This is a genomic window from Caulobacter sp. GW821-FHT11A05, assembly GCF_058809015.1.
Genome location: NZ_JBXASF010000001.1, coordinates 406725 through 420966, shown reverse-complemented (window position 1 = coordinate 420966; position 14242 = coordinate 406725). Strand labels below are relative to the sequence as shown.

At 68.9% G+C, this 14242-nt stretch carries 13 protein-coding genes and 1 tRNA gene; 9 read left to right on the top strand and 5 right to left on the bottom strand.

Translation table 11 applies throughout. The annotated features are described in order from the left end of the window. The first annotated feature begins 129 nt into the window (after positions 1–129). Positions 130–1842 carry an amidohydrolase gene (locus tag AC1RSK_RS01900; protein WP_492905015.1) on the top strand — a complete coding sequence of 571 codons (1713 nt, stop codon included), beginning with the start codon at positions 130–132 and terminating at the stop codon, positions 1840–1842. Here the strand turns inward: AC1RSK_RS01900 and AC1RSK_RS01895 are convergent. After that, positions 1839–3683 carry a calcium-binding protein gene (locus AC1RSK_RS01895; RefSeq protein WP_492905013.1) on the bottom strand — a complete coding sequence of 615 codons (1845 nt, stop codon included), beginning with the start codon at positions 3681–3683 and terminating at the stop codon, positions 1839–1841. The genes AC1RSK_RS01900 and AC1RSK_RS01895 overlap by 4 nt on opposite strands. A gap of 222 nt (positions 3684–3905) precedes the next feature. On the opposite strand from AC1RSK_RS01895, the gene AC1RSK_RS01890 reads away from it, so the two are divergent. The 6 genes from AC1RSK_RS01890 (at position 3906) to AC1RSK_RS01865 (ending at position 9400) form a co-directional block, all read left to right on the top strand. Then, complete coding sequence (locus tag AC1RSK_RS01890) at positions 3906–6419, top strand: helicase-related protein (protein WP_492905011.1); 2514 nt, start codon at positions 3906–3908, stop codon at positions 6417–6419. Then, a complete protein-coding gene (locus AC1RSK_RS01885; RefSeq protein ID WP_492905009.1) occupies positions 6416–6703 on the top strand; it encodes a S4 domain-containing protein in 288 nt (95 codons plus the stop codon). Before AC1RSK_RS01890 ends, AC1RSK_RS01885 begins: the two co-directional genes overlap by 4 nt. 111 nt (positions 6704–6814) lie before the next feature. Beyond that, positions 6815–7156 carry a ferredoxin FdxA gene (gene fdxA, locus AC1RSK_RS01880; protein WP_492905007.1) on the top strand — a complete coding sequence of 114 codons (342 nt, stop codon included), beginning with the start codon at positions 6815–6817 and terminating at the stop codon, positions 7154–7156. A gap of 344 nt (positions 7157–7500) precedes the next feature. After that, a complete protein-coding gene (locus AC1RSK_RS01875; protein ID WP_271065969.1) occupies positions 7501–8004 on the top strand; it encodes a CarD family transcriptional regulator in 504 nt (167 codons plus the stop codon). Positions 8005–8317: 313 nt separating this feature from the next. Next, complete coding sequence (locus AC1RSK_RS01870; protein WP_492905005.1) at positions 8318–8485, top strand: hypothetical protein; 168 nt, start codon at positions 8318–8320, stop codon at positions 8483–8485. A 36-nt stretch (positions 8486–8521) separates the two neighbouring features. Next, positions 8522–9400 (top strand): RNA polymerase factor sigma-32, encoded by an 879-nt coding sequence (locus AC1RSK_RS01865; protein ID WP_492905003.1) that lies wholly within the window; start codon positions 8522–8524, stop codon positions 9398–9400. Here the strand turns inward: AC1RSK_RS01865 and AC1RSK_RS01860 are convergent, their stop codons facing one another. From AC1RSK_RS01860 to AC1RSK_RS01850, 3 genes are all read right to left on the bottom strand, one after another. Continuing rightward, positions 9401–10144 carry a thermonuclease family protein gene (locus AC1RSK_RS01860; RefSeq protein ID WP_492905002.1) on the bottom strand — a complete coding sequence of 248 codons (744 nt, stop codon included), beginning with the start codon at positions 10142–10144 and terminating at the stop codon, positions 9401–9403. Then, positions 10141–11448 carry a C4-dicarboxylate transporter DctA gene (dctA, locus tag AC1RSK_RS01855; protein ID WP_492905000.1) on the bottom strand — a complete coding sequence of 436 codons (1308 nt, stop codon included), beginning with the start codon at positions 11446–11448 and terminating at the stop codon, positions 10141–10143. The genes AC1RSK_RS01860 and dctA overlap by 4 nt, the downstream gene beginning before the upstream one ends. A gap of 362 nt (positions 11449–11810) precedes the next feature. After that, positions 11811–12200, bottom strand: coding sequence for a response regulator (locus tag AC1RSK_RS01850; protein WP_492904998.1), 390 nt, complete (start codon positions 12198–12200; stop codon positions 11811–11813). Positions 12201–12359: 159 nt separating this feature from the next. Here AC1RSK_RS01850 and AC1RSK_RS01845 point away from each other — a divergent pair. Then, a tRNA-Arg gene (locus tag AC1RSK_RS01845) sits at positions 12360–12436 on the top strand. A 20-nt stretch (positions 12437–12456) separates the two neighbouring features. Continuing rightward, positions 12457–13680: a hypothetical protein gene (locus AC1RSK_RS01840; protein ID WP_492904996.1), complete on the top strand. Its 1224-nt coding sequence runs from the start codon at positions 12457–12459 to the stop codon at positions 13678–13680. Here the strand turns inward: AC1RSK_RS01840 and AC1RSK_RS01835 are convergent. Further along, positions 13637–14239, bottom strand: coding sequence for a pyridoxamine 5'-phosphate oxidase family protein (locus tag AC1RSK_RS01835; RefSeq protein ID WP_492904994.1), 603 nt, complete (start codon positions 14237–14239; stop codon positions 13637–13639). The two genes, AC1RSK_RS01840 and AC1RSK_RS01835, sit on opposite strands and share 44 nt — an antisense overlap. Between the last annotated feature and the right edge of the window lie 3 nt (positions 14240–14242).

Sequence of the window (14242 nt, the reverse complement as noted above, 5' to 3'; positions counted from 1 at the left end):
GGACACTGGGTCCCGACTTTCGTCGGGATGATCGGAGTTTGGGGGTCAGAGCGCTCCTGTAGCGGGCCGCGTGTCCACGCCCTCGCCCCATGCTACGCTCCCTGAAACAACGACTCTCGGGGCCATCCCTTGCACAAGCTCATCCGGCCGCTGGCCGCCCTTGCCGGGCCGATTCTGGGCGCCCTGATCCTTGCCGGCTGCGCGGCCCAGGCCGGCACGGCCGACGGCGACGACTTCCTGCTGTTCGGCGGCCCGATCTTCAGCGACGGCGGCGCCGCCCAGGCTGACGGCTCGACCCAGGTGATCCCGGCCGAGGCGCTGGTGGTGCGCGACGGCAAGGTGGTGTTCGCCGGCGACCTGGCCGCCGCCCGGGCCCAGGCCAGGGGCCTGCCGCTGGTCGACCTGAAGGGCGCCGCCGCCTACCCCGGCTTCGTCGACAGCCATGTGCACCTGACCTACGTCGGCCTGCGCGAGATGACCCTCAACCTCGACCAGGTGAAATCGGTCGCCGAACTGACGGCGGCGGTGAAGACCTGGAACACCGCCCACCCCGGCGCCGAACCACTGGTCGGGCGCGGCTGGATCGAGACCCACTGGCCGGAGAAGCGATTCCCCAACCGCGCCGACCTCGACGCCGTGGTCCCGGGCCGCGCCGTGGTGCTGTCGCGGGCCGACGGCCATGCCGTGGTGCTCAACAGCGCCGCCCTGAAACTGGCCGGCATCACTCGAGAGTCGAAGGATCCCAGCGGCGGCCGCATCGAGCGCGACGCCGCCGGCGAGCCGACCGGCATGCTGATCGACAACGCCCAGGGCCTGATCGACGCCAGGCTGCCGCCATTGAGCGAGGCCAGCCGGCGCGAGGCGCTGGAGAAGGCCGTCGCCCTCTACGCCGCCCGCGGCTGGACCGGCGCGGCCAACATGAGCACCGACGCCGACGACGTGAAGGTGCTCTTCGCCCTGGCCGCCGAGAAGAAGCTGCCGATCACGGTCGATGTCTTCATGACGCCGGAGGATACCGGCGAGGTGCTCCGGCGCGGTCCCTACAGCGATCCCACCGGCATGGTGCGGGTGCGCGGGGTGAAGCTGTACATGGACGGCGCCCTGGGCTCGCGCGGGGCCCTGCTGCTGGCTCCCTACAGCGACCAGCCGGCGACCAGCGGCCTGCAGATCGCCCAGCATGACGAGACGCTGGCGATGATGAAACAGGCCCTGAAGGTCAAGGCCGACGTCGCCTTCCACGCCATCGGCGATGCGGGCAACCGCCAGGCCCTGGACTGGATGGCTGAGGCCTTCGCCGCTGACCCCGCCGCCGCCAAACAGGTGCGCTGGCGCATCGAGCACAGCCAGATCGTCAACCCGGCCGATATTCCCCGCTTCAGGCAACTGGGCGTGATCGCCTCCATGCAGCCCTCGCACGCGATCGGCGACCTCTACTTCGCGCCGGCCCGCCTCGGCCCTGAGCGGCTGAAAGGCGCCTACGCCTGGCGCAGCCTGACGGCCAGCGGGGCGCTGGTCATCGGCGGCACCGACGCCCCGGTCGAGGTCGGCGATCCGAGGATCGAGTACTACGCCGCCGCCGTCCGCAAGGACCTGAAGGGCGCTTCGGGCCCTGACTGGCATCCGGAAGAGGCGCTGAACCGCGTCCAGGCCCTGGCCCTGTTCACCTTGAACCCGGCCCAGGCCGACCATCGCCCCGAAGGCTGGGGCCGGCTGGTGGTCGGCAGCCCGGCCAACATCACCGTCTTCTCGCGCGAGCTGCTGACCGCGGTCGATGCCGACATCCCGACGGCCAAGCCGGTGCTGACCGTGGTCAAGGGCCGGATCGTCTTCGACGCTCGCTAGAGGCCGATGAAGTCGGCGGCGCTCAGGCTCGAACTCTGGACGCCGGTCAGGATGGCGTAGCCGCCGTCGGCGAAGATGATCTTCGCCCCGCCCGCCATCTGGACGATCGAGCTGTAGCCGCCGTAGGCGGTGACATCGATCAGGTCCACGCCGTCCTGGAAGTCGGCGATGGTGTTGGCCCCGTCGCCGGGTCCGAAGGCGAAGATGTCGGCCCCCGCCCCGCCGTTGAGGGTGTCCTGGCCCGCGCCGCCGAGCAGGAAGTCGTCGCCGTCGCCGCCGAACAGCTTGTCGCCGCCGTCACCGCCCTCCAGCCGGTCGTTGCCGCCCAGACCGTTGAGCGTGTCGTTGCCGCCCAGGCCCTGGATCAGCTCGTTCTGGCCGTCGCCGGTGATGGTGTTGGCCCCGATCGTGCCAACCAGGGTGCGGTCGTAGGTTGGCGGTGGGGGAGGCGGAGGCGGAGGTGGTGGCGGGGGAGGAGGAGGTGGCGGTGGGGGCGGCGGGGGAGAAGCTGTCGCCACAGTCGTGATGAAGCGGCTCTCGGTCAGGTCGCCGGCCTGGACGCCCGTGAGGGTGACGTAGCCGCCGTCGGCGAACATCACCCGCACGCCGCCGCCGGTCTGCACCAGCGAGGCGTAGTCGCCCCAGGCGCTGACGTCGAGGTAGTCCTCGGTGACCGAGAAGTCGCTGATGGCGTTGTTCCCGTCGCCGGAACCGAAGACGAAGATGTCCGAGCCGGCCCCGCCAGTCATGTTGTCGGTGCCGGCCCCACCGACGATGACGTCGTCGCCATCGCCGCCGTAGAGCTTGTCGCCGCCGTCGCCGCCCTCAAGCCGGTCGGTTCCGCCCAGGCCGTACAGGGTGTCGTTGCCGCCCAGGCCCTGCAGGATCTCGGCCCGGCCATCGCCGGTCAGGGTGTTGGCGCCGATGGTCCCGGCCAGGGTCCGCTCGTAGGCCGGCGGCGCGGGCAGGATGGCGTTGGCGCCGGTCAGGCTGTTCCGGTCGACGTTCTGGAGGCGCAGGGTTCCGCCGCCGGCCAGGGTGAACAAGGTGTCGGCGCCGTCGGCGGTCCGCGACTGCCAGTCGGCCAGTGACAGCATAAGCCTGTCCTCGGCGACGTCGAAGTCGGTGACCACGTCCGTCCCGCCGCCGGTATCGACGACGACGGTGTCGGCCCCGCCGCCGAGCGTCAGCAGATCATCGCCGTCATAGCCCTGCAGCAGGTTGGCGCCGCCGTCGCCGGTCAGGGTGTCGTTGAAGGCCGAGCCGTAGATGTTCTCCACGCTGACCAGGCTGTCGCCCTGGGCGTGGCCGCCGTTGGCGGGGCCGCCGAGCATCACGTTGATGGCCGCGTTGGACAGTCGGTAGTCGACGGTGTCGATGCCGCCGCCGCCGTTCATCTGGTCGGCGCCGAGCGAGCCGGTCATCACATCGTCGCCGCCCAGCCCGATGAGATCGTTGTCGTCGGCGTCGCCGTACAGCACGTCGGCGCCAGCGGTCCCGACATCGTCGAGTGCGTAGGCGGCGTTCTGGGTTACTATAATAGGGCCGAAATCGACGCTCTGATGGTAGAACCCTGATCTATATAGAGTAAGAGATCCTTCTGAAATTGCGGTATAATTGTCATTGTACGCCGGAGAAAATCCTATCGATATGAAGAAATTCAAACCGCTGTAATAGTACACATCCGACTCTACTATCGTATCCAGCAATTCACCGGGGTACCATTCGACGTACACCGTCTCGCCTGCCGAGAGCAGGATGGCGACGATGCCTTCATCGCCCCGGCCGCTGTCGTCCTCGATAGAGATTCCCCAGCTCGAGCCAAACTGGACGTTGGTCATGGCGCACTCCCCTGTCCGGTGACGTGCTGCCGTCGCCGGCCCATTTCGGGCAAATTTACCACAGGTTGAATTTCCGCCAAGCGCCCTTTGAACACGGTTTTGCGATCTGTTCTCGGGCGCCGCAGGAACATTTCAGCCCGGCCCGCGGTTGATTGCCGCCCCTTGGCGCGGAGGACCGTGTCGATGCTTGCCCGACTCGAAGCCGCGCCCCACCTATAGGTCATGAGTGATCGCTCGACCGGCCAGGCGCCGGCCCGGCTTACGGCCGTTCTGGGGCCAACCAACACCGGCAAGACGCATCTGGCCGTCGAGCGGATGTGCGGCCACGCCAGCGGCATGATCGGCCTGCCCCTGCGCCTGCTGGCGCGGGAGATCTACGACAGGGTGGTGGCGTTGAAAGGCGTGCGCGAGGTGGCGCTGATCACCGGCGAGGAAAAGATCGTCCCGCCGCGCGCCAACTATTTCGTCTGCACGGTCGAGGCCATGCCGCTGGGCCGCGAGGTCGAGTTCATGGCCATCGACGAGATCCAGCTGTGCACCGATCCCGAGCGCGGCCACGTCTTCACCCATCGGCTGCTGCATGCGCGCGGCAAGCACGAGACCATGCTGCTGGGCTCTGGCGCCATGGTCAATCTGGTCCGCCGGCTGCTGCCCAAGGCCGAGATCGTCACGCGGGAGCGGTTCAGTTCGCTGACCTACGCCGGTCCGAAAAAGATCACCCGCCTGCCCCGCCGCAGCGCCATCGTCGCCTTCAGCGCCGACCAGGTCTACGGCATCGCCGAACTGATCCGGCGTCAAAGGGGTGGCGCGGCGGTGGTCATGGGGTCCTTGAGCCCCCGCACCCGCAACGCCCAGGTCGCCCTCTACCAGTCGGGCGAGGTCGATTTCCTGGTGGCCACCGACGCCATCGGCATGGGCCTGAACATGGACGTCGACCATGTCGCCTTCGCCGGTCTGCGCAAGTTCGACGGCAAGCGGAGCCGTTGGCTGCACGCCAGCGAGATCGCCCAGATCGCCGGCCGCGCCGGCCGCTATCGCCGCGACGGCACTTTCGGGGTGACCGGCGAGGCCGACGACATCGACGAGGACCTGGTCGAGCGGGTCGAGAACCACCAGTTCGAGCCGATCACCACGGCCGAGTGGCGCAACAGCCGCCTGGACTTCACCAGCCTGACGACCCTCATCAAGACGCTGGACGAGGCCCCGCAACGCGAAGGGCTGAAGCTGTCGGCCGAGGCGCTGGACGAGCTGACCCTCAAGCGGCTGGCCGAAGACCCGGACATCGCCCACCGCGCCAAGGCCCGGCCGCAGCTGGAGAAGCTGTGGGAGGTCTGCCAGACGCCGGACTTCCGCAAGATCGCCAGCGACGACCACCTCAACCTCCTGCGCCGCATCTTCAACGACCTGACCAGCGGCCGGCGACGCATCCCCGACGACTGGATGGCCGGGCAGTTCGCGACGCTCGACCGCACCGATGGCGAGATCGACGGACTTGCCGCCAGGCTGGCGGCGGTGCGCACCCTGTCCTACGTCGCCAACCGGCCAGACTGGCTGCACGATCCGGCCTTCTGGCAGGCGACCATGCGCCAGCTGGAAGACCGGCTCAGCGACACCCTGCATGAGAAGCTGATGGCCCGCTTCGTCGACCGGCGGACGAGTGTCCTGATGCGCCAGCTGGGCGACCGCGAGACCATGCTGGCCGGCATCGCCGACGACGGTGCGGTGACCGTCGAGGGCCACTATGTCGGCAAGCTGAGCGGCGTCGTCTTCGACCAGCCCAGGGCCATCACCAGCCTGGAGGAAAGGGCTCTGCGCGGCGCCGCCCAGCGGGCCGTGGCGCCGGAGGTGGCGCGGCGCCTGGGCGCCCTGGCGGCCGAGGAGGACGAGGCCTTCAGCCTGACCCCCGACGGCCTGGTGCTGTGGCGCGGCCAGGCGGCCGGGCGGCTGGACGCCGGGGCCAGGGTGCGGCTGCTCGGCGAACTGGGTCCCGCCCCGGCCCGCGAGCGCGCCCAGCGCCGGCTGGAGGCCTGGCTGGCCCATGAGCGGGCCCGCAAGCTGAGCCCCCTGGCGGCGCTGGAGACGGCGATGAGCGAGGGCGGCCTGCGCGGCCTGGCCCGGGGTCTGGCCCACCGGCTGCTGGAAAACGGCGGCGTCCTGCCGCGCCGGCAGGTCGAGGCGGAGATGCGGGTGCTCAGCCAGGCCGAACGCCGGGCCCTGCGTAGCCTTGGCGTGCGCATCGGCGCCTTCAGCCTGCATCTGCCCGGCCTGCTCACCGACGACGCCCAGGCCTTCGCCCAGTCGCTGGCCGCCGATCCATCCGCGCCGGCCGCCGGCAAGGTCAGCCGCCTGCAACCGGGGCCGGTCGACGCCAAGGGCCTGTCGGCGCGCGGCCTGATGGCGGTCGGCGGCCTGGCCGTGCCGGTCGAGGCGCTGGAGCGGCTGGACGCGGCCCTGCGGGCGGCGCCGCAGAAGGGCGGCGGTTCGGTGGTGTCCGACACCCTGATTGAAAACCTCGGCTGGACCGCCAGGGACGCCGCCGACATCCTGCGCGGCTTGGGCTATGCCCCCGTCAACCGCGATCAGCCCGTCGCCTGGCGCCGGCGCGGCGCCGCCAAGGCCGCCCCGACCCCGGTCAGCCCGCCGCCCGGATCGCCGTTCGCGGCCCTGGCCCAATTGCAGGTCCCGGCTCGCAAGCCAAAAATCCGCCGGCCGCGCCGCAAGGCCGCCAAGCCGTGACCGAAGCGGCCGAAACCTGCCGGGCGGACGTCTGGCTGTGGCGCGCCCGCTTCTTCAAGAGCCGCACCATCGCCGCCAAATTCGTCGAGGACGGCCGGGTCCGCATGACCCGCGGCGGCGTCGAGAGCCGCCTCGACAAGGCCAGCCGCACCCTGCACGCCGGCGACGAACTGGTCTTTGCGCTAGGCGGCCGCCTGATCGCGGTGCGCATGGAACAGGCCGGGATGCGGCGCGGTCCGCCGCCCGAGGCCCGCGCGCTCTATACCACCTTGGAGAATAACTGAGCGGCCGGGCGGCCTCGCCGCATTGACAAGGCGCCCTCCCCCATCGGATGACGCCACCCCACGATCCGATCCCGCGCGCGCGATCCCAAGGGCGCGCTTTTAGAGCCTCTGATGACCTACATCGTCACCGACCCCTGCATCAAATGTAAGTTCATGGACTGCGTCGAGGTGTGCCCCGTCGACTGCTTCTATGAGGGCGAGAACTTCCTGGTCATCAATCCGGACGAATGCATCGACTGCGGCGTCTGCGAACCGGAATGCCCGGTCGACGCCATCAAGCCGGACACCGAGGACGATCCCGACAGCAAGTGGCTGAAGATCAACACCGACTACGCCAAGGTCTGGCCGAACATCACCCTCAAGGGCGAACCGCCGGCCGACGCGGAGGCGTTCGAGCGTGAAGAGGGCAAGTTCGAGAAATACTTCAGCGAAAAGCCCGGCAAGGGCAGCTAGGCCCTTTTTCAGCGTTTGCAGCCTGTCCGAGCGGGGGAACCGGAGTCACTTCCGCCCGACGGGCTCCTGGCCCGCGACACGCGCGTGTCGCAAACCTTTCATTCGACTGAATTTTGTGCTATTACACCCTCGACGCGGAGGTATTTCGCCCCCGCGCCTCGGTTCAAGAACAGCCGCTCCCGATCGGCGCGCCCGGACGAAGGCGAAGGGTGTCCTAGAAGACTTTTGAACATGAACGATGAGCCCGCGCCTCTCCGGCGACTGGGGCTTTTTCGCGTCGTGATCAGGAGAAAGTGGGAGCGGCGCTCCGCGAGATCCGCGGAGGTGCAGGAGAAGGACGAGATATGAGCAAGACCGGACTGGCGTTTTCCGTGGGCGACCACGTTGTGTACCCCGCCCATGGCGTTGGCTCGATCCAGGCGGTCGAGACCCAGGAAGTCGCCGGCATGTCTCTGGAAGTCTACGTGATCACCTTCGACCACGAGAAGATGACCCTGCGCGTCCCGACCAAGAAGGCGGCCACCTCGGGCCTGCGTTCGCTGGCCGAGGAAGGCGTGATGAGCAAGGCCCTGACCACCCTCAAGGGCCGCGCCCGGGTCAAGCGCACCATGTGGTCGCGCCGCGCCCAGGAATATGAAGCCAAGATCAACTCGGGCGACCTGGTGTCGATCGCCGAGGTGGTCCGCGACCTGCACCGCGCCGAGAACCAGCCGGAGCAGTCCTACTCCGAGCGCCAGCTGTACGAATCGGCCCTGGACCGCATGGCCCGGGAAGTCGCCGCCGTCGAACGCATCGACCGCGACGCCGCCGTCAACCTGCTGACCAAGTCGCTGCAGAAGGCCGCTTAGGCGGTTCTTCTTCGGAAGACGAGTTGAACGCCCGGTCGAAAGGCCGGGCGTTTTTCTTTGTGAGTTCGCCTCGGGGCTCCCTTCTCCCCTTGTGGGAGAAGGTGTCGGCGAAGCCGACGGATGAGGGGTCCCCCCGGCCTCCGACACAGCCTGTCGCCGCCACCTCATCGCGGTTGAACCAATCATCGACCCCTCATCCGGCCCTTCGGGCCACCTTCTCCCACAAGGGGAGAAGGGACACTCACGGCAGCCGAACCGCTTTTGATCATCCGAAACTCATGAGAAGATGGCCACATCGGAACGGAGAGCCGGCGTGGATAGCTACGACGTCGAAGAGCTGATCAGGCAGGCCAAGATCGCCGCCATGGAGCAGTTGGTCGCGGAAGCTCTTGCCAGCGGGGTCAGCACACGATCCTTCCCTGAAATCCTGCAGGCCGCACGCGACCGCCTCCCGGCCGAAGGCAAATTTCCCACCGAGTGATGTGATCCACCCCGCGCCCTGCCCCGTATCTCGCCCATGGCGAGAGAGGCAGTCACGGCTGAGACGGCGGAGCGGCGGTATATCCGGCGCGCCATGCGCACGCCCATGCTGGAGGCCGATCACGAGCATCAGCTTGCCGTCCGCTGGAAGGACGCCCAGGACGAGGAAGCCCTGCATGAACTGACCGGGGCCTATATGCGCCTCGTCATCGCCATGGCCGGGCGGTTCAAGGCCTACGGCCTGCCGTTCGGCGACCTGATCCAGGAAGGCAGCGTCGGGCTGATGCAGGCGGCGGCGCGGTTCGAGCCGGACCGGGCCGTGCGGTTCTCGACCTATGCCGGCTGGTGGGTGCGGGCGGCGATGCAGGACTATGTGCTGCGCAACTGGTCGATCGTGCGGACCGGCACCACGGCCGCCGGCAAGAGCCTGTTCTTCAACCTGCGCCGGCTGCGGGCCCGTCTGGGCGACATGGAGGGCCGGCTGACGCCTGAGAGCCGGGCGGCCATCGCCATCGAGCTGGCCGTCGAGGAGGAGGACGTCGAGGCCATGGCCGCGCGGCTGTCGGCCGCCGACCGTTCGCTGAACGCCCCGGTCACGGCCGGGACCGACGACGCCTGGCAGGACTTCCTGCTCGACGAACGGCCCGACCCGGAGGAGGCCGCCAGCGAGTCGCTGGACGGCGAGGCCCGCGACCGGGCGGTGGCCAAGGCGCTGACCGTGCTGTCGCCGCGCGAGCTGGCCATCGTCCGGGCGCGGCGCCTGTGCGAGGAGCCGCGCACTTTGGAGGCGCTGGGCGAGGAACTGGGCGTCTCCAAGGAGCGGGTGCGGCAGATCGAGCATGCCGCCCTGGAGAAGCTGCGCCGGGCCCTGCAGACCGAGTTCAGCCCCGCCGCCCTGGCCGGCCTGGTCGGCTGACTATTGGGGATTGAGGATCTCGAGCCCTTCCGGGTGATCGAGTCTCAGCTGCCCGTCCCGCACATAGCCGCGCAGCCGCACCAGCCGCCCCTCCAGCGAGGCCGGCGAGCGGCCGGCGCTGTCGAAGTCCTGGATGGCCCGGGCCGGGATGACCGCCGAGAAGCCGTGGCCGAGGTCGAGCACGCGGGAATCGCTGCCGGTATGCACCTGGCCGACCTGGGCCTCGACCAGGGTGAAGCCGGGCGGGGCGACGGCCGCCTCGCTGGCGATCTTCACCTGATAGGCCGGCAGGGCCCAGAGGCCGCGTTTGGCGTTGCGGGCCTCGCCCTCGCGGCGCAGCATCTCCCGGGCCAGCGCCCGGCTTTCGGGGAAGGTGCGCACCCGCACCGCCCCCTCGCGCAGCATCCGGCCCTGCACCCAGCGCCGGCCCTTGGCCAGCCGCAGCTGCGCCACCTTGCGGCCGAACGGATCGCGGGCGGCGCCGGCCGACAGCAGTTCGACGTCATGGCCCAGCACCATCCTGGCCAGCCGCTCGCGCGACGCCTCGCCATAGGGGGCGTCCAGCCGGGGGGCGGTGACGCCGGCCAGCTTCAGGTCGCTGCCGTCCGACAGCCGGACCAGGTCGCCGGTGACCACCTCGACCACCGTGGCCCGCCCTTGCGTGGCCAGGGCGTCGAGCCGGGCGGCGTCGCCGCATCCCGCTAGCAGAAGCGCGGCGGCGAAAACGGCGAACAGTCGGATCAAGGGGCCGGCTCCAGCAGGGGTTCCTCGAGGGCCTGGATCGGGCCGCGGTCCAGTTCTGCCCGCAGGTGGGCGACGTCCAGCTCGCCCTCCCAGCGGGCGATGACCAGGGTGGCGACGCCGTTGCCGACCAGGTTGGTCAGGGCCCGGCACTCGCTCATGAAGCGGTCGATGCCGACAATGGCGGCCAGGGCGATGGCCGGAATGGTGTGGACCTCGGAGATGGTGGCGGCCAGGGCGATGAAGCCGGCCCCTGTCACCCCGCTGGCCCCCTTCGAGGTCAGCATGGCCACCCCCAGCAGGGTGGCGATCTGCCAGCCGTCGAGGTGGGTGTTGGTCGCCTGGGCCAGGAACAGGATGGCCAGGGTCATATAGATGTTGGTGCCGTCGAGGTTGAAGCTGTAGCCGGTCGGGATGACCAGGCCGGTCACCGATTTGGACGCCCCAAGCCGCTGCAGCTTTTCCATGATCTGTGGCAGCACCGATTCCGAACTCGAGGTGCCGAGCACGATCAGCAGCTCCTCGCGGATGTAGCGCAGGAACTTGAAGATCGAGAATCCGGCCCAGGCGGCGATGGCCCCCAGCACCAGCAGCACGAACAGCAGCGAGGTGGCGTAGAAGGTCAGGATCAGCTTGCCCAGCTGGACCAGGCTGCCCAGGCCATGCTCGCCGATGGTGTAGGCCATGGCCCCGAAGGCGCCGATGGGGGCGAAGCGCACGACGATGTGGATGATCGAGAAGAACACCTTGGCGATGTCCTCCAGCACGTGGCTGACCCTGTCCCCGAACTCGCCCAGCCGCGCGCAGGCGAAGCCGGTCAGAACGGCGATGACCAGCACCGGCAGGATGGCCCCCTCGGTGAAGGCGCCGATAAAGGTGTCGGGGATCAGATGCAGCAGGTATTCGGCCAGGCCGGGCGCGTGGGCGGCCTTGTCGGCGTAGCCGGCGACGGCCTTGGCCGCCTTGCTGGCCGGGTCGATGGCGGCCGGGTCGATGTTCATGCCGACGCCGGGCTGCACGATCAGGCCGACGACCAGGCCGATCAGCAGGGCGACGCTGGAGACCACCAGGAAGTAGAGCAGGGTCCGCGCCCCGACCCGGCCGAACTTGGCCATGTCGCTCATATGGCCGATGCCGGCGGCGACGGTGCAGAAGATGACCGGGGCGATGACCAGCTTGATCAGCTTGATGAAGCCGTCGGCCAACGGCTTCAGTTCGGTCCCCAGGCCCGGCGCGAGCGCGCCCAGCGCGATGCCGGCGGCGATGGCCAACAGGACCTGAACGTACAGCAGGCGCAGATAGCGCATGATCCCTCCCCGGGGTGTTGCGGCGATCAGGATAGAGCAGGCGCTGGCCGATGCGAAGGCGGCCGGTTCCGGCGGCCGGCCTTATCGAAGCGGGTCAACATTATACCGCGCCACCGGCGCGCCAAACTGGTCCCTCGGAAGAATCCCTATGAATTTCCATGACTTCCCGGTTGCGCCAGGCGCGGCGAATGTAGACCTGGCGTTGACATCCGCGTAGCGCGAGCGGCGGGGAATGTTGGCAGGCTGGCCGCAACAGTTGAGACGCCGCCTGGGAGAACCGGCCAGGGAGGCCCGGAAGGTCGATGAATATGTCTAGACATATTCATCGACGGCCGAACGGCTGCCGGAAAATCGTCCCTTCGCTAGGCGGCCTGGCTCTGCAGCTGCAGAAGGCGGTCGACCAGCGGCAGCAGGATCTCGGTGCGCAGCGGTTTCTGGAGCACCTCGTCGGCCTCCAGGCTGGCGGCCAGGCGCAGCAGGCTCTGGGCGCTGATGGTGCGGGCCCCCGCCGACATCACCACCACGGGCAGGTCCGGCCAGCCGCGCTTGAGGTGGCCGAGGACCTCGACCCCGTCCATCACCGGCATGATCATGTCGAGCAGCACCAGATCGACCGGCCGGCCCAGCAGCACGGCCAGCCCCTGCCGGCCATCCTCGGCGACGACGCAGTCGTGGCCGGCGTCGGACAGCATCTCGACCGCCATCTCCCGCAGCAGCGGGTCGTCATCGATAATCAGGATACGCTTGGCCATTCTGCCTTGGTCTCTCTTCCAGGTGACCACGTTCGGCGGAAAGCGCTTAAGAAAACGGTGACGATCGCCCTTGAGCCGGCCCGTGCGGTGTTCCGCCGCAGCCGCCCGTTCAAGCGGGCTTGTGAGCGGGGCGGCTTGGAGGGTATCACCGCCCCGCGTGGCCCCGTAGCTCAGCCGGATAGAGCAGGGCTTTCCTAAAGCCAAGGTCGGGGGTTCGAGTCCCTCCGGGGCCGCCACCACCATCACCGGGGCAACCATGCGTCTCTTGGCTTTCCTGTTGGCCGGCGCGCTTCTCGCCAGCCCCGTCGCGGCCGCGCCCGCCAATCTCGTCAAGGCGACCGAAGGCTACCTCTACTTCAACCGCGTCGGAGCCGATCTGGCCACCCACGATTCGGAGCTGAACAACTGCATCCAGACGTGGCAGGGGGGCTTTGTCCGCGCGCCGACCGACAATCTGGCGAACCGCTTTCCGAACGGAGTCACCGGTGGCGGGCTGGTGGACCAGGCGATCGGATCGGTCGTGCTGGAGAGCATGATGAAGGGCTGGGAAAAGGCCCGTTTTGCCGTCAACGTTGAGCATTGCATGGTCGTGCGGGGATGGCGCGTCATGCGGCTGGCCCCGCGGGAAGGCGAGCGGCTCGCCGGACTGGGCAAGCAGGCGCTACGCACCGAACTGGCCGCCTGGGTCGGCTCCGCAACCCCGCCTGGCGAGGTTGCGCGGGTTTTCAGGAACGAGGCGGGCCGGGCCGACAGCACCATTGTCCGCAGCCCGGAAGGCGCGCGTCGGACATTGCTGAGCATCGCGGCCGCTGATCCCCGCGCGCCGCCGCCGGCCGTGACCGTCGCCGCGCGGCCCTATCCTTGGGCCGTGCGGGTCCACCCCGGCCTTGCGCCCATGGCCAGGGGCGCCACGTTGGTTCCGCCGGATGGATCGGCGATCCTCGTCCTGAGGATACGGGGCGCGGCGAAGTTCCGGCGCTTCACGCTGAGCTTCGACCGTGAAGGCGGAACCGGCGGCCCCGACAACACCGAAGAATACTTCCATGCCAGCTTGTGGAAGGGGCAGAAGGTCGGGGCGGAGGTTGAGGAAACAGTAGCCTATGTGGCGCCGGCCGGGACCTGGCGGCTCTATGGCTTCGGCGCCCTCTTTGACTACTGCCTGGGCGCGCCGAGCTTTGAGGCCAGGGCAGGCGAGATCGTTTGGCTCGGAACCTTTGCGCTTGGCCCAAATCCGCTCAGACCCGACATGGACATGGCCCCGTTGGCCTCCTTTTCGGCCGGCCAGCGGGTGGCGGCGACAGCTCGGCCAGCGGAATGGACGAACGGATCAACCTGGGCATGCCGCCTATGGCATCCTTACGCCCTGACGTTCGACGGCTTCCCGACCCGACCCGGATACGGCTGGGCCAATACCCTGACGCAGCCCGTCGCCGCGCCTACCCCTTCCACGTCGGCTGGCGCGGGTGGACGTCGTCCTTGAAGATGTCGAAGCTTTTCCAGGCCGGTTCGACCGGGTCCTGGCCCGGACGGGGGGTGTAGGGCGACTCCTCGGCCAGCTGCATCGACGGGATGTAGCGCGGACAGTTGGGGAAGATGGCGTGGGCCTCGACGCGCACCATCTGCTGGGCGCCGACCGTGCTGCCCATCAGCGGGTCCTGGCGGTCGATACGCGCCGTCCCGTTGACGCGCAGCCGCCGCGGGGCTCCGTGCAGGGCGATGAACAGCAGGGCGACGTTGGGATTGACCGTGACGTTGCCGAGGCTCTTGAACATGCCGTTGCCGTCGTAGTCCGGAAAGGCCAGTTCCGACGGGCCGGTGACGCGCACGAAGCCGGCCGGGCCGCCCTTGAACGAGCAGTCGGGACGGCCCTCGGCGTCGGCGGTGGCCAGGAAGAAGTAGACGGCGCTCTCGATGAAGGCCCTGTCGTCGTCGGTGAAGGCGGTGCGCTTCAGCTGCTCGAGGCGATCGGCGATGGCCCGGCTCTCGAACTGGTCCTGCAGGGCGCGGTTGCCATCGTGGTAGAAGGGCTGGTCGGTCATGGG

What these genes read in the sequence shown, in the direction of transcription:
- AC1RSK_RS01865 (WP_492905003.1), top strand. Translation starts at nt 8,522, where the DNA reads ATGGCGAGAGAGGCAGTCACGGCTGAGACGGCGGAGCGGCGGTATATC.
- AC1RSK_RS01890 (WP_492905011.1), top strand. Translation starts at nt 3,906, where the DNA reads ATGAGTGATCGCTCGACCGGCCAGGCGCCGGCCCGGCTTACGGCCGTT.
- AC1RSK_RS01875 (WP_271065969.1), top strand. Translation starts at nt 7,501, where the DNA reads ATGAGCAAGACCGGACTGGCGTTTTCCGTGGGCGACCACGTTGTGTAC.
- AC1RSK_RS01850 (WP_492904998.1), bottom strand. Translation starts at nt 12,200, where the DNA reads ATGGCCAAGCGTATCCTGATTATCGATGACGACCCGCTGCTGCGGGAG.
- fdxA (WP_492905007.1), top strand. Translation starts at nt 6,815, where the DNA reads ATGACCTACATCGTCACCGACCCCTGCATCAAATGTAAGTTCATGGAC.
- AC1RSK_RS01840 (WP_492904996.1), top strand. Translation starts at nt 12,457, where the DNA reads ATGCGTCTCTTGGCTTTCCTGTTGGCCGGCGCGCTTCTCGCCAGCCCC.
- AC1RSK_RS01895 (WP_492905013.1), bottom strand. Translation starts at nt 3,683, where the DNA reads ATGACCAACGTCCAGTTTGGCTCGAGCTGGGGAATCTCTATCGAGGAC.
- AC1RSK_RS01835 (WP_492904994.1), bottom strand. Translation starts at nt 14,239, where the DNA reads ATGACCGACCAGCCCTTCTACCACGATGGCAACCGCGCCCTGCAGGAC.
- dctA (WP_492905000.1), bottom strand. Translation starts at nt 11,448, where the DNA reads ATGCGCTATCTGCGCCTGCTGTACGTTCAGGTCCTGTTGGCCATCGCC.